The 23517-nt window shown below is 70.0% G+C and carries 21 protein-coding genes; 14 read left to right on the plus strand and 7 right to left on the minus strand.

The window, feature by feature from the left end; translation table 11 throughout:
• Positions 1-18: 18 nt before the first annotated feature.
• From ACIREE_RS28365 to ACIREE_RS28405, 9 genes are all read left to right on the plus strand, one after another.
• On the plus strand, positions 19-486 hold the full coding sequence (locus ACIREE_RS28365; protein ID WP_404157951.1) for a hypothetical protein: 468 nt from the start codon (positions 19-21) through the stop codon (positions 484-486).
• Positions 487-509: 23 nt separating this feature from the next.
• Complete coding sequence (locus tag ACIREE_RS28370; RefSeq protein ID WP_404157954.1) at positions 510-1391, plus strand: TatD family hydrolase; 882 nt, start codon at positions 510-512, stop codon at positions 1389-1391.
• A 151-nt stretch (positions 1392-1542) separates the two neighbouring features.
• On the plus strand, positions 1543-2961 hold the full coding sequence (locus tag ACIREE_RS28375) for a ubiquitin-like domain-containing protein (protein ID WP_404157957.1): 1419 nt from the start codon (positions 1543-1545) through the stop codon (positions 2959-2961).
• Between the two features lie 69 nt (positions 2962-3030).
• Positions 3031-3903, plus strand: a complete 873-nt coding sequence (gene rsmA, locus ACIREE_RS28380) for a 16S rRNA (adenine(1518)-N(6)/adenine(1519)-N(6))-dimethyltransferase RsmA (RefSeq protein WP_404157960.1) — start codon at positions 3031-3033, stop codon at positions 3901-3903.
• Positions 3900-4790, plus strand: a complete 891-nt coding sequence (locus ACIREE_RS28385) for a 4-(cytidine 5'-diphospho)-2-C-methyl-D-erythritol kinase (protein WP_404157963.1) — start codon at positions 3900-3902, stop codon at positions 4788-4790. The genes rsmA and ACIREE_RS28385 overlap by 4 nt, the downstream gene beginning before the upstream one ends.
• Positions 4791-5074: 284 nt before the next feature.
• Positions 5075-6883 (plus strand): ABC-F family ATP-binding cassette domain-containing protein, encoded by a 1809-nt coding sequence (locus tag ACIREE_RS28390; RefSeq protein WP_404157965.1) that lies wholly within the window; start codon positions 5075-5077, stop codon positions 6881-6883.
• A gap of 203 nt (positions 6884-7086) precedes the next feature.
• Positions 7087-8937 carry a PQQ-binding-like beta-propeller repeat protein gene (locus ACIREE_RS28395; protein ID WP_404157968.1) on the plus strand — a complete coding sequence of 617 codons (1851 nt, stop codon included), beginning with the start codon at positions 7087-7089 and terminating at the stop codon, positions 8935-8937.
• Between the two features lie 67 nt (positions 8938-9004).
• On the plus strand, positions 9005-10882 hold the full coding sequence (locus tag ACIREE_RS28400; protein WP_404157971.1) for a PQQ-binding-like beta-propeller repeat protein: 1878 nt from the start codon (positions 9005-9007) through the stop codon (positions 10880-10882).
• 268 nt (positions 10883-11150) lie between these two features.
• Positions 11151-11858: a LuxR C-terminal-related transcriptional regulator gene (locus ACIREE_RS28405; RefSeq protein ID WP_404157974.1), complete on the plus strand. Its 708-nt coding sequence runs from the start codon at positions 11151-11153 to the stop codon at positions 11856-11858.
• Positions 11859-12577: 719 nt separating this feature from the next.
• Here ACIREE_RS28405 and ACIREE_RS28410 read toward each other — a convergent pair.
• From ACIREE_RS28410 to ACIREE_RS28420, 3 genes are all read right to left on the minus strand, one after another.
• A complete protein-coding gene (locus ACIREE_RS28410) occupies positions 12578-13315 on the minus strand; it encodes a hypothetical protein (RefSeq protein ID WP_404157977.1) in 738 nt (245 codons plus the stop codon).
• 760 nt (positions 13316-14075) lie between these two features.
• Entirely contained in the window at positions 14076-14267 is a 192-nt protein-coding gene (locus ACIREE_RS28415; RefSeq protein WP_404157980.1) for a DUF397 domain-containing protein, read from the minus strand.
• Positions 14268-14275: 8 nt separating this feature from the next.
• Positions 14276-15127, minus strand: coding sequence for a helix-turn-helix domain-containing protein (locus ACIREE_RS28420; RefSeq protein ID WP_404157983.1), 852 nt, complete (start codon positions 15125-15127; stop codon positions 14276-14278).
• 217 nt (positions 15128-15344) lie between these two features.
• Here ACIREE_RS28420 and ACIREE_RS28425 point away from each other — a divergent pair, with 217 nt between their 5' ends.
• Positions 15345-15785 (plus strand): ATP-binding protein, encoded by a 441-nt coding sequence (locus tag ACIREE_RS28425; RefSeq protein WP_404157986.1) that lies wholly within the window; start codon positions 15345-15347, stop codon positions 15783-15785.
• A 120-nt stretch (positions 15786-15905) separates the two neighbouring features.
• Here ACIREE_RS28425 and ACIREE_RS28430 read toward each other — a convergent pair whose 3' ends face one another.
• Together ACIREE_RS28430 and ACIREE_RS28435 are read right to left on the minus strand one after the other, a co-directional pair.
• The gene (locus ACIREE_RS28430; RefSeq protein WP_404157989.1) at positions 15906-16208 is read right to left on the minus strand and encodes a hypothetical protein; all 303 of its coding nucleotides are present in this window, start codon (positions 16206-16208) and stop codon (positions 15906-15908) included.
• Between the two features lie 17 nt (positions 16209-16225).
• Positions 16226-17920: a sodium:solute symporter family protein gene (locus ACIREE_RS28435; RefSeq protein WP_404157992.1), complete on the minus strand. Its 1695-nt coding sequence runs from the start codon at positions 17918-17920 to the stop codon at positions 16226-16228.
• Positions 17921-18188: 268 nt separating this feature from the next.
• Here ACIREE_RS28435 and galT point away from each other — a divergent pair, with 268 nt between their 5' ends.
• The 3 genes from galT to galK are packed head-to-tail and all read left to right on the plus strand — an operon-like array spanning position 18189 to position 21426.
• Positions 18189-19253 carry a galactose-1-phosphate uridylyltransferase gene (gene galT / locus ACIREE_RS28440; RefSeq protein ID WP_404157994.1) on the plus strand — a complete coding sequence of 355 codons (1065 nt, stop codon included), beginning with the start codon at positions 18189-18191 and terminating at the stop codon, positions 19251-19253.
• Positions 19253-20230: a UDP-glucose 4-epimerase GalE gene (gene galE / locus ACIREE_RS28445; protein WP_404157997.1), complete on the plus strand. Its 978-nt coding sequence runs from the start codon at positions 19253-19255 to the stop codon at positions 20228-20230. Before galT ends, galE begins: the two co-directional genes overlap by 1 nt.
• Before the next feature lie 32 nt (positions 20231-20262).
• The gene (gene galK / locus ACIREE_RS28450) at positions 20263-21426 is read left to right on the plus strand and encodes a galactokinase (RefSeq protein ID WP_404158000.1); all 1164 of its coding nucleotides are present in this window, start codon (positions 20263-20265) and stop codon (positions 21424-21426) included.
• A gap of 11 nt (positions 21427-21437) precedes the next feature.
• On the opposite strand, the gene ACIREE_RS28455 is transcribed toward galK, so the two are convergent.
• A complete protein-coding gene (locus tag ACIREE_RS28455) occupies positions 21438-21881 on the minus strand; it encodes a GNAT family N-acetyltransferase (protein WP_404158003.1) in 444 nt (147 codons plus the stop codon).
• A gap of 265 nt (positions 21882-22146) precedes the next feature.
• Here ACIREE_RS28455 and ACIREE_RS28460 point away from each other — a divergent pair, with 265 nt between their 5' ends.
• The gene (locus ACIREE_RS28460; protein WP_363194740.1) at positions 22147-22896 is read left to right on the plus strand and encodes a response regulator transcription factor; all 750 of its coding nucleotides are present in this window, start codon (positions 22147-22149) and stop codon (positions 22894-22896) included.
• 62 nt (positions 22897-22958) lie between these two features.
• On the opposite strand, the gene ACIREE_RS28465 is transcribed toward ACIREE_RS28460, so the two are convergent.
• Complete coding sequence (locus tag ACIREE_RS28465; RefSeq protein WP_404158006.1) at positions 22959-23456, minus strand: MarR family winged helix-turn-helix transcriptional regulator; 498 nt, start codon at positions 23454-23456, stop codon at positions 22959-22961.
• Positions 23457-23517: the final 61 nt, after the last annotated feature.

Raw genomic sequence — 23517 nt, forward strand, 5'->3', positions numbered from 1 at the left:
CGGACAAGAGGAGCTGGCATGAGCGAGTTCGCGGCCTCCAAGACGGCCACCGGTGCACAGACGCCCCCCGTCCCGAATCGCAGCGCGGCGATATCGATCGGTCATGAGTCATATTCATTCGCCTGCATGCGCTGCGGGCACGGCTGGGAGCAGTCCTACGAGATAGAGCACCACGTCGACGGTGACGGTGCGGAGTTCGTGACGTACGTGGCGAACGGCGATCGGGTGCCGTCGCCGCTGACCCGGCCCGCCTGCGTGAACTGCGGCGGCAGCGTCGTACGGATCATGCGGGCCGGCCGGGTCTCCTCGGTGCTCGACGTGCTGCACTCGAGCCACCACAGGTCTCCGGCCGCAGGCCCGGTGGAGGTCCCCGAGCCCGAGCCGGGGGTCGCGGCCGAGGCCTCGGCGTCGACCTCGGCCGAGCACCACCACTGGCACCTGTCCGACCTGCTGCACCCCTTCGCGCACCACAAGAAGGAGGCGTGAGCGCGGCTTCGTAGGATCGGGGCATGAGCCCCGACCGTTCCAAGGACGTCACCCCGCCGCCGCTGCCCGCACCCCTCGCGGTGGAGGTCGCCGACTCGCACACCCACCTGGACATGCAGGCGGGCACGGTCGAGGAGGGCCTCGCCAAGGCGGCATCGGTGGGCGTGACGACCGTGGTGCAAGTGGGCTGCGACCTCGCCGGTTCCCGCTGGGCCGCCGAGACCGCGGCCGCCCACGCCAGCGTGCACGCGACCGTCGCCCTGCACCCGAACGAAGCCCCGCGCATCGTCCACGGTGATCCCGACGGGTGGTCGCGGCAGGGGGCCCGGCAGCCGCTCGGCGACGCAGGGCTCGACGAAGCCCTCGCCGAGATCGACCGGCTCGCCGCGCTGCCCCAGGTCAAGGGCGTGGGCGAGACCGGCCTCGACTACTTCCGCACAGGCCCCGAGGGCAAGGCCGCCCAGGAGCGGTCCTTCCGCGCCCACATCGAGATGGCCAAGCGGCACGGCAAAGCGCTGGTCATCCACGACCGCGAGGCCCACGCGGATGTGCTACGCGTCCTGAAGGAGGCGGGCGCCCCCGAGCGCACCGTCTTCCACTGCTACTCGGGCGACGCCGACATGGCCCAAGTCTGCGCGGAGAACGGCTACTTCATGTCCTTCGCGGGCAACGTCACCTTCAAGAACGCGCAGCCGCTGCGCGACGCCCTCACCGTCGCCCCGCTCGAACTGGTCCTCGTCGAGACCGACGCGCCCTTCCTGACCCCGGCCCCGTACCGCGGTCGGCCTAACGCCCCGTATCTCGTTCCGGTCACGCTCCGGGCCATGGCGGCGGTCAAGGGCGTCACCGAGGAAACCCTTGCGGCGGCGGTCTCCGCCAACACGGCCCGTGCTTTTGATTACTGACCGATAACGGTCGGACCCGTTCACCTTCAGGCAGAGTCGCGACACTGTGTAGTCGCGTTGCTTTGGAGAGTGACGGACGCTCCGCTAGGTTCTGCTCGCCCGCACCTCCCCGCCCGGGGGGCCGGAACACTGGAGCGCCTGGAGCGTCGTCGTGAGCAATACGCCGTACGAGACGTACAAGGACACGTACGTGGACCCCGACGCGGCGTTCCCGCGCTACGGCGACGCCGCGCCCTACGAGGCGTACCCGCAGAGACCCTACGAGCCCGTCGCCGAGGCGCCCGACACCTACCGGCCCGCCTACGAGTACGCGTACGAGCAGGCCACCGCCCCGACCGAACCCCGGCTGCCGCGCCAGACGCCTCTCCCTCCGACCGTCCCTCCGGCCGTCCCCGCGGCCACCCGGCCGGAAGCCGCCCCGCCCGCGGGCCGGGCCGCCGCCCGCCGCGCCGCCCGCCGCAAGAAGTCCGAGCAGCGCCCCGACGCGCTGCGCAGGCTGCTCCCGCAGGCCCTGGTCGTCGCGTTCCTCGCGGGCGGCACCTCCGCGTTCGTCGCCAACGACAAGGCGATCCAACTCAGCGTCGACGGGAAGGAACGCACCCTGCACACCTTCGCCGACGACGTCCCCGAACTCCTCGCCGACGAGGGCGTCGACGTGGGCGAGCACGACATCGTGGCGCCCGGCCGCACCAGCGCGCTGGCCAACGGCGACGAGGTGGCCGTCCGCTACGGCCGCCCCGTCCGGCTCACCCTCGACGGAGAGCGCCGCCAGGTCTGGACGACCGCCCACACCGTCGACGCGGCGCTCAAGCAGCTCGGGGTGCGGGCCGAGGGCGCCTACGTCTCCACCTCCCGCTCCCAGCGCATCGCGCGGCACGGCCTCAACCTCGACGTACGCACCGAGCGCAGCGTCACCGTCATGGCCGACGGGCGGCGCCGCACCATCCGCACGAACGCGGCGACCGTCCGCGAGGCCGTCGAGGAGGCCGGGATCCAGCTGCACGGCCAGGACACCACCTCCGCGCCGGCCATGAGCTTCCCGCGCGACGGGCAGACGATCACGGTGATGCGGGTGACCGGCACGAGAGAGGTGCGCGAGGAACCCATCGCCTACGCCACCGAACGCACCCAGGACCCGACCTCGTTCCAGGGCACGGAGGTCGTCACCCGGGCCGGCGAGCCGGGCCTGCGGCGGGTCACGTACTCGCTGCGCACCGTCAACGGCGTCAAGCAGAGGCCGCGCCGCGTCAGGGACGAGGTGGTGCGCGAACCGCGTACGCAGCTGATCAAGGTCGGCACGAAGCCGATGCCCACCTCCGTCGGCGGCACCGACACCCTGAACTGGTCCTCGCTGGCCAGCTGCGAGTCCGGCGGCCGCCCCGCCGCGACCGACGCGAGCGGCACCTACGGGGGCCTCTACCAGTTCGACACCCGGACCTGGCAGAGCCTCGGCGGTTCGGGCCGCCCGCAGGACGCACCGGCCGCGGAACAGACGTACCGGGCGAAGAAGCTGTACGTGCGCAGCGGCGCCAGCCCCTGGCCGCACTGCGGGCCCCGGCTGCACGGCTGACCCGGGCCGCACGGCTGCCCCGGCCCGCACGGGTGCCCCCGGGGCGAAGGCGCCCCGTACCCTTGAACGGTGAGCACCCCTGACCCCCAAGGCCCCCTGTTCGGCGCGGCCGACATCCGCGAGCTGGCCGCCGCCCTCGGCGTCCGCCCCACCAAGCAGCGCGGCCAGAACTTCGTCATCGACGCCAACACGGTCCGCCGGATCGTCCGTACCGCGGAGGTCACCGAGGACGACGTGGTCGTCGAGGTCGGCCCCGGCCTCGGCTCGCTCACGCTCGCGCTGCTGGACGTGGCCCGGCACGTGACGGCCGTCGAGATCGACGACGTGCTCGCCGCCGCGCTGCCCGCCACGATCGCGGCCCGCGTCCCGGCCAAGAAGGACGCCTTCGACCTCGTCAACATGGACGCGATGCAGGTGACCGCGCTCCCGGGCCCCGCCCCGACCGCCCTCGTCGCGAACCTCCCGTACAACGTCGCCGTCCCCGTCCTCCTCCACATGCTCGACACCTTCCCGACCATCGAGCGCACCCTCGTCATGGTCCAGGCGGAGGTCGCCGACCGGCTCGCCGCGGGCCCCGGCTCGCGGGTCTACGGCGTCCCGTCCGTCAAGGCCAACTGGTACGCGCAGGTCAAGCGCGCGGGCAGCATCGGACGCAACGTCTTCTGGCCCGCGCCGAACGTCGACAGCGGCCTTGTCGCCCTCGTGCGCCGCGAGGCGCCGGTCGCCACGACCGCGTCCAAGGAAGAGGTCTTCGCGGTCGTCGACGCCGCGTTCGCCCAGCGCCGCAAGACGCTGCGGGCAGCCCTCGCCGGGTGGGCAGGATCGGCACCCGCCGCCGAGGCGGCACTCGTCGCGGCCGGGGTCTCGCCGCAGGCGCGCGGCGAGGCGCTGACGGTGGAGGAGTTCGCGCGGATCGCGGAGCACAAGGGAGCGGCCGCGTGAGCGTGACCGTGCGCGTACCGGCCAAGGTCAACGTCCAGCTCGCGGTGGGCCCCGCCCGCCCCGACGGCTTCCACGACCTGGCCAACGTCTTCCTCGCCGTCGGCCTCTTCGACGAGGTGACGGTCGAGCACGCGGACTCCCTGAGCCTCACGTGCACGGGCCCGGGGTCCGACCAGGTCCCCCTCGACCGTACGAACCTGGCGGCCCGCGCGGCGATCGCCCTGGCCGCCCGGCACGGACTCGGCGACCCGAAGGTCCGTATCCACATCGCCAAGGACATCCCCGTCGCCGGCGGCATGGCGGGCGGCTCCGCGGACGCGGCGGGCGCCCTCGTGGCCTGCGACGCCCTGTGGGAGACCGGCGCCTCGCGCGATGAACTCCTCGACATCTGTGCCGAGTTGGGCAGCGACGTGCCGTTCAGCCTGGTCGGCGGGGCGGCGCTCGGCACCGGGCGCGGTGAGAAGCTTCGGCTTCTGGACGTGGGCGGGGAGTTCTGGTGGGTGTTCGCCGCCGCGGACGGCGGCCTGTCCACACCCGCCGTGTACCGGGAGTTCGACCGGCTGAGCCCGCACGCCCCCGAGCCCGTCGCGTCGCCCGCCGTGCTCGAAGCACTGCGCACCGGTGACGTGGCGGCCCTCGCCGCGACCCTCACCAACGACCTGCAGCCCGCCGCGCTCTCCCTCTTCCCGTCGCTCAAGGCCACGCTCGACGCGGGGGCCTCCGGCGGGGCGCTGGCTTCTCTGGTCTCGGGGTCCGGGCCGACCACGGCGTTCTTGGCGGCGGATGCGGATGCCGCGCACCGGGTGGCTGCCGCGCTGGCCGCGTCCGGCACGTGCCGCTCCGTCCGGGTGGCGTCCTCGCCGGCGCCGGGGGCGACGCTGCTCTGACGCGAGCGTCTGCGCGGATCCGTCGTTTCGCGGCTGCGGCCCGGTGGGGCTTCTCGCGCAGTTCCCCGCCCCCCTGGTGCATGCGGCTTCGCCGCAGCCCCATGAGGGCACGCGCGTGGGCCCTCTGAGATGGCGCACGCAGTGCGCATCTCAGGGGCGCGGGGAACTGCGCGACCAGCCCCCACCGGGGCCGCGGGCAAAGGACACCCCAGACCCCGCGGCGCGAAGGCCACCACAAGACCCCGACTACGCTGGACAACCGGTACCCCCCTGGCAGGAGCGAAATGGCAGTCAATCTGGTCAACGTCGAGAACGTCACGAAGGTCTTCGGCACTCGTGCGCTGCTCGACGGCGTCTCCCTCGGCGTATCGGAAGGTGACCGGATCGGCGTGGTCGGCCGGAACGGGGACGGGAAGACGACCCTGATCCGGATGCTCGCCAAGCTGGAGGAGGCCGACACCGGCCGCGTCACGCACAACGGCGGGCTGCGCCTGGGCGTACTCACGCAGCACGACTCGCTCGACTCGCAGGCGACCGTCCGGCACGAGGTGATCGGGGACCTCGCCGACCACGAGTGGGCGGGCAACGCCAAGATCAGGGACGTGCTGACCGGCCTGTTCGGCGGGCTCGACATGCCGGGATTCCAGCAGGGCCTGGACACCGTCATCGGCCCGCTCTCCGGCGGCGAGCGGCGCCGTATCGCGCTCGCCAAGCTGCTCATCGACGACCCGGACCTGCTCATCCTCGACGAGCCCACCAACCACCTCGACGTGGAGGGCATCTCCTGGCTCGCCCGCCACCTGCGGGCCCGGCGCTCGGCGCTCGTCTGCGTCACGCACGACCGGTGGTTCCTCGACCAGGTCTGCACCCGCATGTGGGACGTGCAGAAGGGCGACGTCTACGAGTACGAGGGCGGCTACTCGGACTACGTGTTCGCCCGCGCCGAGCGGGACCGGATCGCCGCGACCGAGGAGAGCAAGCGGCAGAACCTGATGCGCAAGGAGCTGGCCTGGCTGCGCCGCGGCGCCCCCGCCCGCACCTCCAAGCCGCGCTACCGCATCGAGGCCGCCAACGAACTGATCGCCGACGTGCCGCCGCCGCGCGACACCAGCGAGCTGATGAAGTTCGCGAACGCCCGGCTCGGCAAGACCGTCTTCGACCTGGAGGACGTGACCGTCCAGGCCGGACCCAAGATGCTGCTCAAGCACCTCACCTGGCACCTCGGCCCCGGCGACCGCGTCGGCCTGGTCGGGGTGAACGGCGCGGGCAAGACGTCCCTGCTGCGCGCCCTCGCGGACGCCGCCCGCACGCAGGGCGAGGAGCAGCCCGCCGCCGGGAAGATCGTCGTCGGCAAGACGGTCCGGCTCGCGTACCTGTCGCAGGACGTGACCGAACTGCCCGGCTCGCTGCGGGTACTGGAGGCCGTCCAGCAGGTCCGCGACCGCGTCGACCTGGGCAAGGGCCGCGAGATGACCGCGGGCCAGCTGTGTGAGCAGTTCGGGTTCAGCAAGGAGAAGCAGTGGACGCCCGTCGGGGACCTGTCCGGTGGTGAGCGCCGCCGCCTGCAGATCCTGCGCCTGCTCATGGACGAGCCGAACGTGCTCTTCCTCGACGAGCCGACGAACGACCTCGACATCGAGACCCTGACGCAGCTCGAGGACCTGCTCGACAGCTGGCCGGGCTCCATGATCGTGATTTCCCACGACCGGTTCTTCATCGAGCGCACCACCGACAACACCTACGCGCTGCTCGGCGACGCCACCCTGCGGATGCTGCCGCGCGGTATCGACGAGTACCTGGAGCGCAGGCAGCGGATGATCGACGCCGCCGTCCCGGCGACCGTGACGGCCCCCGCCTCCGCCGCGAAGGCCGGTCCGTCGGCCGCCGACAGCCGCGCCGCCAAGAAGGAACTGCAGAAGATCGAGCGGCAGTTGAGCAAGGTCAACGACAAGGAGACCAAGCTGCACGCCCAGATCGCCGATAACGCCACGAACTTCGCGAAGGTGGCCGAACTCGATACCGAGCTGCGCGAACTCGTCGCCGAGCGCGATGACTTGGAAATGCGCTGGCTGGAACTCGCCGACGACGCGTGAAGGCCGCGTGTAGACGCGTAACGGACGCATCACGGGCCGGTCCACCCTTGGGAACAGGGGGCGGACCGGCCCTCTGCGTGCGTGCCCAGAGTGATAGAAAGGGCGGCTGGGAGCGGCCTGAGCGCATCCCGTGACCGACCTGAGAACGTCCGGAAAACACCCAGGCGTGCCGGTACATCAGCACTGAAAAGGGGGAGGCGCTGATGACTCAGCCGCCCAACCAGCCGCCGTCCGGCGGCTTTGGAGCACCACAGGATCCGCAGGCGTCGCCGAGCCCGCAGCAGCCGGCCCCGACGCCGCCTCCGCCGGCCGCTCCACCGCAGACGCCTCCGGCGCCGCAGCCCGGTTACGGGTACCCCCAGCAGCAGCCGGGCCCGTACCAGCAGCAGCCGGGTCCCTACGGCCAGCCGCCGCAGCAGCCGGGCCCGTACGGCCAGCAGCCGCAGCAGCCGGGTCCGTACGGCTATCCCCCGCAGCAGGGCCCGTACGCCCAGCAGCCCGGCCCGTACGCCCAGCAGCCCGGCCCCTACGGGCAGCAGCAGCCGCAGTACGGCTACCCGCAGCAGCAGCCGCCACCGGCCCCGCCGGGCGGTGGCGGCGTCAAGAAGAAGACCTGGGTGATCGCGGCCTCGGCCGTCGCCCTGCTGGTCGTCGCGGGCGGTGTCGTGTTCGCCGTGGTCGGCGGCGACGACAAGAAGGACACCGCCGACAAGGACGCCGACAAGAACAAGGACCCCAAGGCGTCCGTGTCCGCCCCGGTCGACCCGGGCGACGGGCAGGGCGACGGCCACGGTGGCGAGGAGGACCTCAACGCGGGCCGGCAGAGCGGCGAGGCGAAGGTCCTCTGGTACAAGACGGCCCCCAAGGTGGGCAGCGACGGCGCCGAAGCCCCCGGCATGTGGATCACCGACAAGGTCGCGGCCAAGGCCGCGTACAAGGAAGTCCTCGGCTACAACGTCGCGGACGGCAAGGTCAGTTGGCCTGCGGTCACGCTGCCGCAGAAGATCTGCTCCGTCACGAAGACCCCGTCCGACGCCGGCAAGATCATCGTCGCGTACATGAGCGGCACCAGCTCGCGCGCCAAGTGCAACCAGGTCCAGGAGATCGACCTGGCCACCGGCGCGAAGGGCTGGACGGCGAAGATCCCCGAGCGCGAGGACGAGGACAACTTCTTCGACGGCACCGGCTCCAGCATCTCGCTGACCTACGTCGGCGGCGACACCCTGATGGTCGGCCGTCAGATGTCGGGCCTCGCCCTGGACGCCAAGACCGGCACGAAGAAGAAGTTCGTCGTCGAGCAGTACGGCAGCGACTGCTTCCCCAAGGCCTACACCGGTACCAAGGACAAGCTGCTCTCGGTGGCGTCCTGCGGCGCGGGCGGCAACAAGGCGCACGAGGAGCTGCGCCAGCTGAACCCGGAGACCGGCAAGGCCCTGTGGACCAAGAAGTTCCCCAAGGACTGGTCGATCGCGAACGTGTACTCCGTCAGCCCGCTGGTCGTGTACAGCACCAACGAGGACGACAAGAAGTACAACATCGCCTCCTTCAAGAACAACAGCAACTCCGTGCAGGCCGAGGTCGGCGTCGACGGCCTCGACACCGGCTGCGGCTCCAGCTTCTCCTTCCTCTCCCGGGACCTGGACGGCTGCGCCGGCGTGACCGCGGACGCCTCCACCCTCTACATGCCGACCAAGGGCAAGACGGGCGGAGAGAACGAGGTCGTCGCGATCAGCCTCACCAGCGGCAAGGAGCGCTGGCGGACCAAATCCCCCGCGAACCAGTCGCTGCTGCCGCTGAAGACCGAAGGCGGCTCAGTCGTCGCGTACATGGAGGCGTCGTACGGCGGCTCCGCGGGACGCGTCGTGTCCATCCCGGTCGCCGGCTCGCACAAGCCGAAGACGCTGCTGCAGAACCCGGCGGGCACCGCCGAGATCGAGAGCGGCTTCTACTCGAAGGACGTCGCCTGGGTCGACGGGCGCTTCTACCTCTCCGCCACCAACCTGTCCGGCAGCGCCAAGGGCCAGCAGAAGCTGATGCTGGCGTTCGGCGACTGACGTCACGCACCGCGCGCCCCTCCCCTCGACCCACCGTCCCGTCTTCAGGCACCCGAGGTACCACGTCATGACGCAGCCGCCCCCGCCCCCGCAGCAGCCGCCGAGCGAACCGCCGCAGGACCCGCTCCGCAAACAGCCCGAGTCCCCGCAGGCCCCGCCGCAGACTCCCGCCGCTCCGGCCGGACCGCCGCCCGCCGGCGGTTTCGGCGCGCCCACGCCGCCCCCGCCCGGCGGCTTCGGCGCCCCGACACCGCCCCCGCCGCCGCAGGACGCCCCCGGCTACGGCTACCCGCAGACGCCGCCTCCGCCGCCGCAGGGCGCGCCGGGTTACGGCTACCCGGGTCAGCCGCAGCAGCCGCAGCCGCCGACACCCGCGTACGGTCAACAGCCGTACCCGCAGCAGCAGTTCGGCCAACAACCCTATGGCCAACAGCAGTACGGCCAGCAGCAGTACGGGTACCCGCAGCCGCCCACCCAGCCGATGGCAGGCCCCGGCGGCGGCAGCGGCAAGAAGCCCTCGCCGATCGTGTGGATCATCACCGCGGCCGTCGTGGTCATCGCCCTCATCGTCGGCGGCGGAATCCTCTACGCGAGCTCCTCCGACGACAGCAAGGACGACAAGAAGAACTCCGCCGACGGTGACAAGGGCGGCGACGGCGGCAAGGACGGCTCCGGCACCGGCGGCGCCGGCCAGGAGAAGGCCCCGGCCAGCACCGCCGCGACCATCGCTTTCCAGCTGCCCGCGCCCAAGGTGGCCAAGGACGCCGTGTGGAGCGTGGCGGGGTCCTGGCTGACCGACTCGACGTACGTCAAGGCGGACCTCAACCAGGTCGTCGGCTACGAGCCGGACTCCGGCACCAAGAAGTGGACCCTGCCGCTGTCCGGGCAGTCCTGTGGCGCCTCGCCCGAGGTGACCGAGGCGGGCCTGGCCGCCGTGCTCTCCGAGGACGGCAAGCGCAAGAAGGACAAGGACTACTTCAAGTGCACCGACATCACGGTGTTCGACGTGAACACCGGTAGGAAGGTGTGGTCGGACAGCGTCGAGGTCAGCGGCCAGAAGATCGGGTTCAAGGAACTGTCCATCAGCGGCTCCACGCTGGCGGTCGGCGGCGGCTACGACGGCGGAGCCGCCTTCGACGTCACGTCCGGCAAGTCCCTGTGGAAGCCGCAGCAGGGCAGCTGCGAGGACGTCGGCTACCGCGGTGGCGAGCAGCTCGTCGCGGTCCGCAAATGCGGTGACTTCGACGCGGAGACGTACGAGGTCCAGGTCCTCGACCCGGCCTCGGGCAAGCCGAAGTCGACGTACAAGGTCCCCGGCACGCCCGGCAGCGTCAACCTGCTCTCGGTGTTCTCCACCAAGCCGGTCACCTTCGGTGTCGCGCTCGGCGAAGAGGTCAAGTACACCGACGCGTTCTCGCTCGACGACAGCGGCAACAAGCTGCGCGCCAAGATCAGCATCGACCCGGACAAGTACGACGTCGACTGCGAGGTCGGCGAAGTACACGGCTGCAAGGGCGTCGTCGTCGGCAACGACCGGCTCTACCTGCCCTCCAAGCAGCACGACGGCAGCGGCACCGACCAGGTCAACGAGGTCGTGTCGTTCTCCCTGGCCGACGGCAAGATCACGAGCGACCGCTTCGACAGCGGCGCGGACTACGAGATCTTCCCGCTCCGCATGGACGGCGGCAACGTGCTGGCGTACAAGGACGGCCCGTACGACAAGGGCGCCCAGGTCGTCACCATCGACCCCAAGGGCGGCAAGCAGACGGTGCTCCTCGAGACGCCCGCGACGCAGGCCGTACGGGACGTGCTGAGCCGGATGGTGCCCAAGTCCTCCGAGATGCTGTACTCCAACGGCCGTCTGTTCATGGGCAAGGACCTGATCAGCGAACCGTATTCGGCGGACGACAAGCAATACGCGGCCATCGGCTTCACGGCCAAGTAAGCCATTTCCTAGATCAATTGGCGGCTCCGCACCCGGATCACGGGGAGCGGAGCCGTCGGCATATGCGCCCCCCTCTAGCGGCAATCGCCCCTGAAAGACGGGGATTTCAGCATTGCGGGCCGCTTCTCACCGGTAGGGGGCGCGCAACGTCGAACAAGCGTGTAGCTTCCGGGGATGAAAGAGGACGGGGAGTCGGGGGGCTCGCCTGTCCGTGGGGGTCCCGGGTGCCCATTGCTGCCCCCGGGGCGAACTGGGGGGTTGGCTCTCAATGGGTGTTCGGCTCATGGTGGTCGACGACCACCGATTGCTCGCCGAGGCGCTCGCCTCGGCACTGAAACTGCGCGGGCACCGGGTACTCGCCGCGGCCGCGCCCGCCGCGGGCGCCGCCGAGCTGGTCATCTCCCGCGCCCCGGAGGTCTGCCTCATCGGCACGGCCACACCGGCCGAACCGGGCACGTTCGACCCGGTTCTCCGCATCAAACGGGAACGGCCCCAGGTGGCGGTCGTGGTCCTCGGCCCGGTCCCGTCCCCCCGTGGCATCGCCGCGGCCTTCGCGGCCGGCGCCGCCGGATACGTACGGCACGACGAGCGCATAGAGGGTGTCGAGCGCGCCCTCATGAAGGCCAGGGCGGGCGAGGCGGCGGTCGCCCCGGCGCTGCTCCAGGGCGCGTTCAGCGAACTCCTCAACCCCGCGGCCCAGCCGGACGACGAAGGTCAGCGCCTGCTTCAGATGCTGACGCCGCGCGAGGTCGAGGTCCTGGTCCGGGTCGCGGACGGCGAGGACACGCGCCTGATCGCGGCCGGCATGGGCATCGCCCCCTCGACGGCCCGCACACACGTCCAGCGCGTACTGATGAAACTCGGCGTGGGTTCCCGCCTGGAGGCGGCCGCACTGGCCGCGCGCACCGGCTTGCTGGACCGCGCGGGCCCGGTGGGCAAGCCGCCGCCCCCCGATTCAGCGGATCCGGATTCCTGAGCTATAGTCGATCTTGCGTTGGTCACCGCAACTCGCGGTGGCGGACAATGCGTCGGTGGTCCAAGGAAAGACGCCCCGCTTCCTGCGGGGAAATGCAGGTGCAAGGCCTGCCCGGCGCTCCACCCCAAGTCCCATCCCGCTCCGGCGGGGTGGGACTTGCGCGTTGTGGGGGCGACGGGGGCCGGGGCCGGGGGGCGGGGGCGTGGTGCCCTGGTTCGGTTTCGTCGCGGGCGGCCCGGCCCGGTGGGGGTTGGGGTCCGGCGCATGCGCGCCGGTGGGGTGGCGCGGGTGGGTTTGATGCGTCTGCCGGCCGGTGGGCGCCTTTTTATTGGATTACGTGGCGGGGGCCCGGTGGGTGGTTGCGACGGCCTCCGCTCGTTTCGTTGTTGTCGATCCGCCGTCTCGGGCTGGCTTTCGTGGGCTGGGGTTGGTGGGTGGAAGGGCCTCAAGTCACCTGTATTTACAGACCCTTTCGGCCACGGGCGCCACAGTCGCCGAGGGGGCGAGTGCGGCTATGAGTGGGGTGGCTGTCGTAAAAGCGCAGCAGCAGGAGTGGGTGTGAGTGGGCGGGGATGAGTGGGGGGAGGGAGCGAGTGCGGCGGGCGGGGCGGAGTGATGTGAGCGGGGGAGAGCGAGTGCGGGTACTGGCGCCGGCGGTCAGAGTGTCGGGGCCGGGCCGGGCCGGGGCCTGTGTCTGGGCTAGGGCTGGCGTCAGTGGGTCAGTGGGTCAGTGCTTGTCGGATACGGGTGATTATGTTGGCGGGGGCGTGCATGACTTCGCTGGCGGTGAAGCGCAGGACGAGGCGCACCTGTGGGCACAGCTGGAGGTCGTTGAAGCGGGCGAGGTCGCGGCGGTGGGCCTCGCGGCTGCCGTGGTAGGCGTAACCCTCGATCTCGACCACGACCCCTTCACGGGTGAAGAGGAAATCGGGCCGCACCCTTCGCCCCTCGGGGGTGGTCAGTTCGGCCTGACTCGTGGGACGGAGCCCCGCTTCGTGTATGCGCAGCCTGGCCAGGGTCTCGGCGGGTGAGGCAGCGTTCGGGTCGACGAGTCGTAGCCGCTGCAGGGCCTGGTGCCGCCCGTGCGTACGAGGCTTGGCGACCTCCGCCGCGACCCTGTCCAGGGTGGTGAGCGGGCCGCGCCGGAACGTACGGATACGCCGCCAGGTGAGGGCAGACTCGACGCCGATGACCGCGTCGTCCTGCCCGGCGCTGCGCAACAGATCCCCCAGGGTCCGGTCCACCCCGGTGCACCGAAGCCCACGCCGCACAACGACATCTCTCTCTGCCAGCGACAGGCAGCGAACGCCGGTCTGCTTACGACTGAGGGTCCGCCGCATCGCGGTGAACTCGGCTGTCACGTCGCGGAACTCGATGTCCCACAGCCAGGCGGCGGCCGAGTGGCTGACCACCAGATGCGGCGCGGACCACTGCTCCGCCAACAGCCGAACCCGCACGTCTTCAACAACACCGGGCGCCAACCAGGCTCCCTCACTCAGCCGCCGCCACCCGTCCTCCTTCAGCCGCTGGTACAGCGTGCTCCGACTCCACCCATGCGCCAGCGCCCAGGGACAGAGCAACACCCCCTCAACAGCCAACTCGCGCAGAGCAACCCCCTTCTCCCCCCTCCGCAAGCGCTTTCCACCCCAACCTTCCATCCCCCACCCCCACGCACCAGCACCCGAACAACCACCGGGACTTTCGGGGACTTTCGGTGCAGAAACCGCTTCCCCACCCCGCCTCACTCACAGAAAGCCGCATACAGCATCCCGCGAGCCCACCCCCCCCCCAGGGGCCGCCTGTGGATAACCGCCCCCTCGCCCTCATCCCTCCTCCTGCTGCTGCGTTTTTGCGACAGCCACCCCACTCATAGCCGCACTCGCCCCCTCGGCGACTGTGGCGCCCGCGTCCGAAAGGGTCCGTAAATACGAGTGACTTGAGGCCCTTCCACCCACCACCTCAGCCCACGAAAGCCAGCCCGAGACGGCGGATCGACGACAACGAAACGGGCGGAGGCCGTCGCAACCACCCACCGGACCCCCGCCACGTAATCAAATAAAAAGGCGCCCACCGGCCGGCAGACGCATCAAACCCACCCACGCCACCCCACCGGCGCGCATGCGCCGGACCCCAACCCCCACCGGGCCGGGCCGCCCGCGACGAAACCGAACCAGGGCACCAGGCTCCGCCGCGGGGCCGCCCCGGGTTCAACTGAGGTCAGCTGTCGCGGTGCTGCGCCTTAAGAGTCTGAATGAGGCTCGCCAATGGGGCGCGGCCTGCGACGAGTTCGACGCTGGCGTCATCGCTTTCGCGGAGGAGTATCTGGTCGCCGCTGGAGGCGAGTTCGACGCACGCGTTGCCGTCGCCGCTGCCGGAGAAGGATGACTTCTGCCAGTTGGCGGTGGTCATGGGGTGCCTCACAGTTCCTTCGCCAGGCCGTGAATGAAGTCACGAGATCGGTCAGGGTCGAGCGCCTTCTCCACCATCCTACGGAAGAGCGTTCGAAGCGCACTGAGTTGAGCCTCGGAGTCGATGAACTGCGCGCCATGGGGCGTATCGCGGACGACGGTATCCAGCTTGGTCGCAGAGGCGCCCGCGTACACCATGGCGCTATCGGCTCCGGCGAAGCCGTCCAGGTCGAAGGGGATGACGCGTACGGTCACGTGTTCCGCCTCGGAGCACGCCAGGATGTGGCTGAGCTGGGCTCGTGCGGAGGCACGGTCACCGACCCGGATGCGCAGAGCCGACTCGTGGATCACGGCCTGATACGGCGTCGGCCTGGGGCGTTCGAGGATGACGCGACGTTCCAACCGATGGCGAACACGCAGGTTGACGTCGCTCGCGGGGAGTTCGGGTACGCGGTACCCCAGGATTGCGCGTGCGTAGCTTTCGGTCTGGAGCAGTCCGGGGACATGCAGGAAGTCCACATCCCACCGGTACGTGGCGTGGTGCTCCAGCTCGGAGAGGTCGAGGAACGCCTCCGGCAGGGAATCGCGGAATTCCTCCCACCAGCCGCGGGTCCGTTCCGTAGCCATGGCGACCAGGGCGTCGATCAACGTCACGTCGGTGCAGGAGTAGTGCGCGGCCATTCGGCGCAGGCGCTCCTCGCTGACGCCGGAACGGCCGGCCTCAATTTGACTCATCTGCGCGGAGTTCGCACCGATCAGCGCGGCCGCCTCGGTGGCCCTCAGTCCTGCGGCCTCCCGCATTTTGCGCAATTCGGTGCCCAGCCGCAACTGACGTGCAGTGACTTGCTTCCGCAGTCCCATCTGGCTCCTCGTGACAACGGCCTTGCCCAAGTACCTCGTTCGGGGTCAAGGGTACGCAAGCGGCTTGCGGGGTAACAAATTTAAGGTCTACCTTCGGTGACGTACCGCACACGCATCGCAACCGGCCCCGGAAGCGCACCACTCCGCCACGCCACGACGGCAGTGACACAGCCACCGGCCCGCGCCCAGCCCCCGCCAAAACCAACGGAGTACACCCATGCCCGAATCCGGACCCGACCCCGACCCCTGGGAGTACACCGTGTACTTCCCCAACGACCTCAGAGCCGTCACGGTCTGCCGCCGAGCCCTGCGGCTCATCCTCACCCTCCACGGGCCACCCCAACTGGTCGAAACAGCCGAACTGTTGGCAACAGAGCTGGCGAGCAACGCCGTTCGGCACACCGAGGGCCCGGCCGGGCTGCGCCTCCACTACAAGAACGGAGTCCTCCGCATCGGCGTATGGGACGCGGACCCGAATCCACCGTCCCCGCCCCTTCCCGCCCCTCTCCTCGTCCCCGCCGACGCCGAACAAGGCAGAGGCCTCGACCTCGTGCGGGCCTGTGCCGACGGCTGGGGCTGGTACCCCCTGATGAGCAGCGGCCCCACGGGCGGCAGCGGCCGGGGCAAATACGTGTGGTGCGATCTGGGCGTGGCCTGATGACCGGCGCGCCGGACGGGGCGCCAAAACGCGAGCGCCGGGCGGCTGCCCGAACCAAAAAGCCGGAGCCCACCGCCCGTAAGCGATGAACTCCGGCCTTGTCCGAGCCGGTGAAAAGGGCTACTCGGACTCGTCCTGCGGCAGCGGCGGCGTCGGCGGTGCCGTTGGGCGCAGCTTCAGCCAGATCATGAAGAACGCGCCGAGGGCGAGCATGCCGAGGCCCGTCCACAGGTTGATGTTGATGTCCTGGGCCTTCTTGAGGTCCGCGTCGGACGCCGTGATGCCCGCGATCGTGACGATGATCCCGTACACCACGAAGAGGCCGCCGATGATGCGGCGCACGTCGAAGAGGCGGGCGGCCGTCGCCGACTTGGCCTCCAGCTCCGTCACCTCGTCCACGTGGCTGTTCGTGTGGTCGCTCATGTCGTGTACCTCGGGCCTCAGAAGGAGAACGGGATGTAGCAGATGACGGCGAGGGCGATCGCGCCCCAGCCCAGCAGGGCCGGCTTGCGGTACCAGGCGTCGTCACCTTCGGCGGGCAGTTCGTCCATGTCCGGGGACTTGGTGCCGTAGACGAGACCGGCGAGTTCCTCGGCGGGCTTGGACTTGGTGAACATCGTGACCACGAACATCACGACCGCGCCGACCACGAAGGCGACGATCGAGGAGACGAAGTTGGCGCCCTGGTCCGAGGGGATCGAGATGACGCCCTGCTTGTAGAACCAGAAGTAGTTCACCATGGCGGCCACCGTGCCGGACAGAAGCCCCCAGAATCCGGCCGCGGGCGTGGTGCGCTTCCAGAACATGCCGATGATGAAGACCACGAACAGCGGGACGTTGAAGAAGGAGAACAGCGTCTGCAGGTAGTTCATGATGTTGCTGAAGCTGCCCGCGATGAACGCCGTGCCCATGCCGATGAACACGCCGACGGCGGTCACGACGCGGCCGGTCTTCAGGTAGTACCGGTCGCTGAGGCCCTTCTTGATGTACGCGCCCCAGATGTCGTTCGTGAACACCGTGTTGAACGACGAGACGTTGGCCGCCATGCCGGCCATGAACGCCGCCAGCAGACCGGTCACCGCGATGCCGAGGACACCGTTGGGGAGCAGGTCGCGCATGAGGACCGGGATGGCGTCGTTGTACTGGAGGCCGTCCTTGCTCTTGCCGAGCGAGGGCTCCATCACCAGGGCGATCAGGCCCGGGATCACGACGACCATCGGGATGAGGATCTTCGGGTACGCGGCGATCAGCGGCGTGCGCTTGGCGGCGGAGAGGTTCTTCGCCGACAGGGCGCGCTGCACCTCGGCGAAGTTGGTCGTCCAGTAGCCGAAGCTCATCACGAAGCCGAGGCCGAGCACGATGGTCAGCCAGTTCGCGCCGAGCGGGTTGGAGGAGCCGATCCCGGTGCCCTGCCAGGCGGTCATGAACGAGTCGCCGTGCGAGTGGGAGAGCGAGTCCGAGATGCCGTTCCAGCCGCCGACGCGCTTGAGGCCGACAATGGTCAGCGGGATCAGCGCGGCGAGGATGACGAAGAACTGCAGGACCTCGTTGTAGATCGCCGAGGACAGGCCGCCGATCGTGATGTACGCGAGGACGAACAGCCCCGCGATGACGATCGCCAGCCACTGCGGCCAGCCCAGCAGTGCCTGGAGCACCAGGGCCATCGCGTACAGGTTGACGCCCGCGATCAGCACCGAGGAGACGGCGAAGATGATCGAGGAGAGGAGGTGGGAGGAGGGGCCGAACCGGTGGAGCAGGAACTCGGGGACCGAGCGGACCTTCGACGAGTAGTAGAACGGCATCATGACCAGGCCGAGGAAGACCATGGCGGGGATGGCGCCGATCCAGTACCAGTGGACGGTGTAGGCGCCGTACTGCGCGCCGTTGGCGGCCATGCCGAGGATCTCGGTGGCGCCCAGGTTCGCGGAGACGAACGCGAGACCCGTGACCCAGGCGGGCAGGGAGCGCCCGGAGAGGAAGAAGTCGAGGCTCGTCTTCACCGAGCGGCGGGCCGCGAAGCCGATACCGAGGACCACGACGAAGTAGATCGCCATGATCGCGTAGTCGAGGCCGTTGGTGGGCAGCCGTAGCCCTTCGGCCAGGGTTGTCGAGGCAGACAGTGTGGGGGACTGCATGGGGGAACTCGCTTCGTTGCGCGAACTGAATCAGACCGGAACCTACGCCTCCGCCTTCAATAAGTGAACAGTCTTCGTGACGTTCTTTGTTGGATTGTGATCGAGAGCTCGCCGTAGCTACCCGGATACCCTCTTTGTTGCACAGGAAGCGCATAGTCCCCTCCGGTCTCGTTCGGCCCCGGTCCGGCCCGTTCCCTTGACGGTTCTGTTGACTTATGCTTTGTTGTGTTTGGTTCTGTTTGGTTGGTGTGATGAGGAGCAATCGGCCGTGAAGAAGACGTCGACCCGGCTCGCCGACGGTCGTGAGCTCATTTACTACGACTCGCGCGACGACGTCGTCCGGGAGGCGGTCGACCGCCGCCCCCTCGACCGCACCGTCACCACGTCGGAGGTCCGCCGCGACCCGCTGCTCGGCGACGCGGTCGCGATCGCCTCGCACCGGCAGGGGCGCATCTACCACCCGCCGGCCGACGAGTGCCCGCTCTGCCCGTCCGCGGGGGAGCGCCTCAGCGAGATCCCCGACTCCTCGTACGACGTGGCCGTCTTCGAGAACCGTTTCCCCTCGCTCGCCGGTGATTCCGGCCGCTGCGAGGTGGTCTGCTTCACCTCCGACCACGACAAGTCCTTCGCGGACCTGAGCGAGGAGCAGGCCGGGCTCGTCCTGGAGGCGTGGACCGACCGGACCGCCGAGCTCTCGCACCTGGACTCCGTTGAGCAGGTCTTCTGCTTCGAGAACCGGGGCGCCGAGATCGGTGTCACCCTCGGCCATCCGCACGGGCAGATCTACGGCTACCCCTTCACCACCCCGCGCACCGCCCTGATGCTGCGCTCGCTCGCGCAGCACAAGGAGCAGACCGGCGGACGGAATCTCTTCGCCGACGTGGTGGAGAAGGAGCTCGCGGACGGCTCGCGGATCGTCCTCGAAGGCGAGCACTGGGTGGCCTTCGTGCCGTACGCGGCGCACTGGCCCTACGAGGTGCACCTCTACCCGAAGCGCCAGGTCCCCGACCTGCTCGGGCTCGACGACGCGGCGCGCACAGAGTTCCCCAAGATTTATCTGGAACTCTTGAGGCGCTTCGACCGGATCTTCGGTGAGGGGGAGCCGCCGACGCCGTACATCTCGGCGTGGCACCAGGCTCCCTTCGGCACGCTGGACGAGTTCGAAGGCGTCAACCGCGACGACTTCGCGCTCCACCTCGAGCTTTTCACCATCCGCCGCACTTCCGGCAAGCTGAAGTTCCTCGCGGGTTCCGAATCCGGCATGAGCGTGTTCATCAACGACGTGCCGCCGGAGACCGCGGCCGAGCGACTGCGAGAGGTAGCGAGCAAGTAATGGGCCAGACCGTTCCTAAGAAGTACATGGTCACGGGTGGTGCGGGATATGTCGGCAGTGTCGTCGCCCAGCACCTGATCGAAGCGGGCCACGACGTCACGGTCCTCGACAACCTCTCCACGGGCTTCCGCGAGGGCGTCCCCGCGGGCGCGACCTTCGTCGAGGGCGACATCCGCGACGCCGGCAAATGGCTCGACTCCTCTTACGAGGCGGTTCTGCACTTCGCCGCGTTCTCGCAGGTCGGCGAGTCCGTCGTGAAGCCCGAGAAGTACTGGGACAACAATGTCGGTGGGACGATGGCCCTGCTGGCCGCCATGCGCTCCGCGGGCGTCAAGAAGCTCGTCTTCTCCTCCACCGCGGCCACCTACGGCGAGCCGGTCAGCACCCCGATCACCGAGACGGACCCGACCGCGCCCACCTCCCCCTACGGCGCCTCGAAGCTCGCCGTCGACCACATGATCACGGGTGAGGCGGCCGCGCACGGCCTGGCCGCCGTGTCGCTGCGCTACTTCAACGTGGCCGGTGCATACGGAAGTTGTGGTGAGCGGCACGACCCCGAGTCGCACCTCATCCCGCTCGTCCTCCAGGTCGCCCAGGGCGGACGCGACGCCATCTCCGTCTTCGGCGACGACTACCCGACGCCCGACGGCACCTGCGTCCGCGACTACATCCACGTCGCCGACCTGGCCGAGGCCCACCTCCTCGCGGTCGACGCGGCCCGCCCCGCCGAGCACCTCATCTGCAACCTCGGCAACGGCAACGGCTTCTCCGTCCGCGAGGTCATCGAGACCGTCCGCAAGGTCACCGGGCACCCGATCCCCGAGGTCGTCGCCCCGCGCCGCGGCGGCGACCCGGCGATCCTCGTGGCCTCCGCCGCCACCGCGCGCGAGCGCCTCGGCTGGAACCCGTCCCGCGCGGACCTCGCGGGAATCGTCGCCGACGCCTGGGAGTTCGCCCAGGCGCGCCAGCAGTCGTAACTCGGATTCGGATCAGGGTAGGTAGCCAATTCATGTCTGTCGCCGCGCAGTTCAGTGATCTGTACGGGTACGAGCCCGCGGGAGTATGGGCGGCCCCGGGCCGCGTCAATCTCATCGGCGAGTACACCGACTTCAACGAGGGCTTCGTCATGCCGCTCGCGCTGCCGCACACCGCGGTCGCCGCGGTGGCCAAGCGGACCGACGGCGTGCTGCGTCTGCACTCCGCCGACATCGACGCCCCCGTCGCCGAACTGCGCGTCGACGACCTCACGCCGCTGTCGAAGTACGGGCAGGGCGGCTGGGCCGCCTACCCGGCCGGCGTGGTGTGGGCGCTGCGCGACGCGGGCCACCCGGTCACCGGCGCGGACCTCCACCTCGCGTCCACGGTGCCGACCGGCGCGGGCCTGTCGTCCTCCGCCGCGCTGGAGGTCGTCACCGCGTACGCGCTGAACGAGCTCTTCGAACTCGGCCTGAACCGGCAGGAGTTGGCCGTCCTCGCGCAGCGCGCCGAGAACGTCTTCGTCGGCGTCCCGTGCGGCGTCATGGACCAGATGGCGTCCGCCTGCGCCACCGAGGGCCACGCGCTGCACCTGGACTGCCGCGACCTGTCGATCCGTCAGGTCCCCTTCGACCTGGCGGCGCAGGGTCTGCGGCTCCTCGTCGTCGACACCCGCGTCAAGCACGAGCTGGGCGACGGCGCGTACGCGGAGCGGCGGGCAGGCTGCGAGGAGGGTGCGCGCGTCCTCGGCGTATCGCACCTGCGGGACGTCGCCTACGCCGAACTCGCCGACTCGCTCGGTGAGTTGGAGCGGGCGGGCGCCGACGAGAAGGTCGTGCGCTACGTCCGGCACATCGTCTCCGACGACCACCGCGTGGAGCAGGTCATCGACCTCCTCGACGCCGGTGACGTACGCGCCATCGGCCCCGTCCTCACCGAGGGCCACTACTCGCTCCGCGACGACCTGCGCATCTCCTGCCAGGAGTTGGACCTGGTCGTCGCCACCGCGAACGCGGCCGGTGCGCTCGGCGCCCGGATGACGGGCGGCGGCTTCGGCGGCTCGGCGGTCGTGCTGGTGGAGACCGCCGACGCGGACGCCGTCACCAAGTCGGTCCTGGCCGCCTTCGACGAGGCCGGATACACGGCGCCGCGCGTGTTCCCCGCGGTGCCCTCGCCGGGCGCCCGCCGCCTGGCCTGAACCCGGCGGGTTCAGACAAGCCGCTTCGTCAGCGTGAATTCTTTGACCCCCGGCGGGTAGTCCGGCACCACCGCGACCACGTCGTAGCCGTGCTGCCGGTAGAAGCCGGGGGCCTGGAAGTCCCAGGTCTCCACACGGGAGTTGACGCAGGCGCGGTCCTCGCGGGCGGTGCGCTCCGCCTCCGCGAGGAGCCGGGAGCCGAGGCCCGCGCCGCGGTGCTGGTCGGCGACCCAGAGCAGGTTCACATGCAGCCAGGTCGCCCAGGTGTGCGCGTCCAGGCCCGCGGCCAGAGTGCCGTCCTGTGCCAACGCCCATACCTGGAGCGGCGTTTCCCGCTCGGCGGCGGTCCCGCGCAGGTCGCGCAGTGCGGGGGACGCCGCCGTGTTGGTGTCCCGGAGCAGCGACTGGAGCAGAAGGCCGCGCTCTTTGTCGACTTCTGTCTCAATGCGAAACATGTGACTCACCCTAAACGCGCTCCGTGGTCGTCCGTCGGCCAACGGGTAACCAGTTCTGTGAATTGGCTTCCCCTCCGGGCCCGCAGCCCTAGTCTGAGGACCAACACCGGTGGGGGCCGGTGTTGATCAGGGGGCGAGACAGCCGGGTACGACGCCCGGAGTGGGGGTAGCGGTCTTGGCGCGGCGGCGGCCGTGCGGCTGCGGCGATCCGTACTCCGGGCGCCGTACCCGCGTTGGTCCGTCTCCCGACCAGTGGGGGTTATCAGTGGTTCGTATCCGGGTTCTGGTCGTCGACGACCATCGCATCTTCGCCGAGTCCCTGGCCGCGGCGCTCGCCGCCGAGCCGGACGTGGACGTGTCGGCCGCGGGCAGCGGCCCGGCCGCTCTGCGCTCCTTGGACCGGGCGGCCGCCGAGGGTCGCAGATTCGATGTGCTGCTGGTCGACGCCGACCTGGGCGCGGCGTCCATGCAGGGCATGCGCCCACCGACCGTCGTGCCCGACGGTCCCGCGCAGGAAGGGCTCGTCGACGGCATCTCGCTGGTGGCGGGCGTCCGTTCGGGCCAGCCCGCCGTCCGTACGGTGGTGCTCGCCGAGCGGGACGATCCGCGGCGCGCCGCGCTCGCGCTGCAGGCGGGGGCCTCCGGCTGGGTCGCCAAGGACTGCTCGCTCTCCCGCCTGCTGACCGTCATACGCGGTGTGCTGCGCGACGAGACGCATCTGCCTCCGGCGCTGCTCACGGGTGTACTGCGGGAGTTGACCGCGGCCCGTAAGCACCGGACGGAGTCGGAGCGGCTGGTCGAATCGCTGACCCCGCGTGAGCGTGAGGTTCTGCGGTGCATGGTCGCGGGTCTTGGCCGTAAGGCGGTGGCCGAGCGGTTGTTCCTGTCGCCGCACACCGTGCGGACCCATATGCAGAACGTGCTGGGGAAGCTGGGGGTGCACTCGACGCTCGCCGCGGTCGCGCTCGCGCGCCGGGCGGGTGTGGGGCCTGTCGACCTCGAGGCCGCCAGCTGAACCCCCGCGCCCCTGAGATGCGTATTGCGTGCGGCATCTCCTTCAGGGGCGCGGGGCATCCGCTAACCCGGAATGTTGTCGAACGGGGCCGTCAACTGCCGTAGCAGTGAGGCCAGTTCGGATCGGTCGGAGCGGGAGAGCTCGGCCAGGATCGCGCGCTCCTGCGCGAGCAGGCCCGCCAGCGCCTGATCCGCCCGGTCGCGGCCCGTCGACGTGAGCCGGACCAGGACGCCACGGCGGTCGCTGGGGTCCGGAAGGCGTTCGACGAGGCCCTTTTTGGTGAGCCGGTCGATGCGATTGGTCATCGTGCCGGACGTCACCAGGGTCTGGGTGAGCAGCTGACCGGGGGAGAGCTGATACGGCTCGCCGGCGCGCCGGAGCGACGTCAGCACGTCGAACTCCCACGGCTCCAGCTGGTGCTCGGAGAACGCGAGGCGGCGGGCGCGGTCGAGATGGCGCGCGAGCCTGCTGACCCGACTGAGCACCTCGAGGGGCTCCACGTCGAGGTCTGGGCGCTCTCGGCGCCACGCTGCGACCAGCCGGTCGACCTCGTCCTCCATGCCGATCAGTGTAGAGGGTGTGTCGACATGAAGTCTCTTGACATCGAGTCTCTTGACATCG

The organism is Streptomyces sp. NPDC102467, from assembly GCF_044765445.1.
GTDB lineage: Bacteria > Actinomycetota > Actinomycetes > Streptomycetales > Streptomycetaceae > Streptomyces.

What these genes read in the sequence shown, in the direction of transcription:
- ACIREE_RS28370 (WP_404157954.1), top strand. Translation starts at nt 510, where the DNA reads ATGAGCCCCGACCGTTCCAAGGACGTCACCCCGCCGCCGCTGCCCGCA.
- ACIREE_RS28365 (WP_404157951.1), top strand. Translation starts at nt 19, where the DNA reads ATGAGCGAGTTCGCGGCCTCCAAGACGGCCACCGGTGCACAGACGCCC.
- ACIREE_RS28435 (WP_404157992.1), bottom strand. Translation starts at nt 17,920, where the DNA reads ATGCAGTCCCCCACACTGTCTGCCTCGACAACCCTGGCCGAAGGGCTA.
- galK (WP_404158000.1), top strand. Translation starts at nt 20,263, where the DNA reads ATGTCTGTCGCCGCGCAGTTCAGTGATCTGTACGGGTACGAGCCCGCG.
- ACIREE_RS28455 (WP_404158003.1), bottom strand. Translation starts at nt 21,881, where the DNA reads ATGTTTCGCATTGAGACAGAAGTCGACAAAGAGCGCGGCCTTCTGCTC.
- ACIREE_RS28400 (WP_404157971.1), top strand. Translation starts at nt 9,005, where the DNA reads ATGACGCAGCCGCCCCCGCCCCCGCAGCAGCCGCCGAGCGAACCGCCG.
- ACIREE_RS28390 (WP_404157965.1), top strand. Translation starts at nt 5,075, where the DNA reads ATGGCAGTCAATCTGGTCAACGTCGAGAACGTCACGAAGGTCTTCGGC.
- ACIREE_RS28415 (WP_404157980.1), bottom strand. Translation starts at nt 14,267, where the DNA reads ATGACCACCGCCAACTGGCAGAAGTCATCCTTCTCCGGCAGCGGCGAC.
- ACIREE_RS28465 (WP_404158006.1), bottom strand. Translation starts at nt 23,456, where the DNA reads ATGGAGGACGAGGTCGACCGGCTGGTCGCAGCGTGGCGCCGAGAGCGC.
- ACIREE_RS28420 (WP_404157983.1), bottom strand. Translation starts at nt 15,127, where the DNA reads ATGGGACTGCGGAAGCAAGTCACTGCACGTCAGTTGCGGCTGGGCACC.
- ACIREE_RS28395 (WP_404157968.1), top strand. Translation starts at nt 7,087, where the DNA reads ATGACTCAGCCGCCCAACCAGCCGCCGTCCGGCGGCTTTGGAGCACCA.
- ACIREE_RS28405 (WP_404157974.1), top strand. Translation starts at nt 11,151, where the DNA reads ATGGGTGTTCGGCTCATGGTGGTCGACGACCACCGATTGCTCGCCGAG.
- ACIREE_RS28425 (WP_404157986.1), top strand. Translation starts at nt 15,345, where the DNA reads ATGCCCGAATCCGGACCCGACCCCGACCCCTGGGAGTACACCGTGTAC.
- ACIREE_RS28430 (WP_404157989.1), bottom strand. Translation starts at nt 16,208, where the DNA reads ATGAGCGACCACACGAACAGCCACGTGGACGAGGTGACGGAGCTGGAG.
- galE (WP_404157997.1), top strand. Translation starts at nt 19,253, where the DNA reads ATGGGCCAGACCGTTCCTAAGAAGTACATGGTCACGGGTGGTGCGGGA.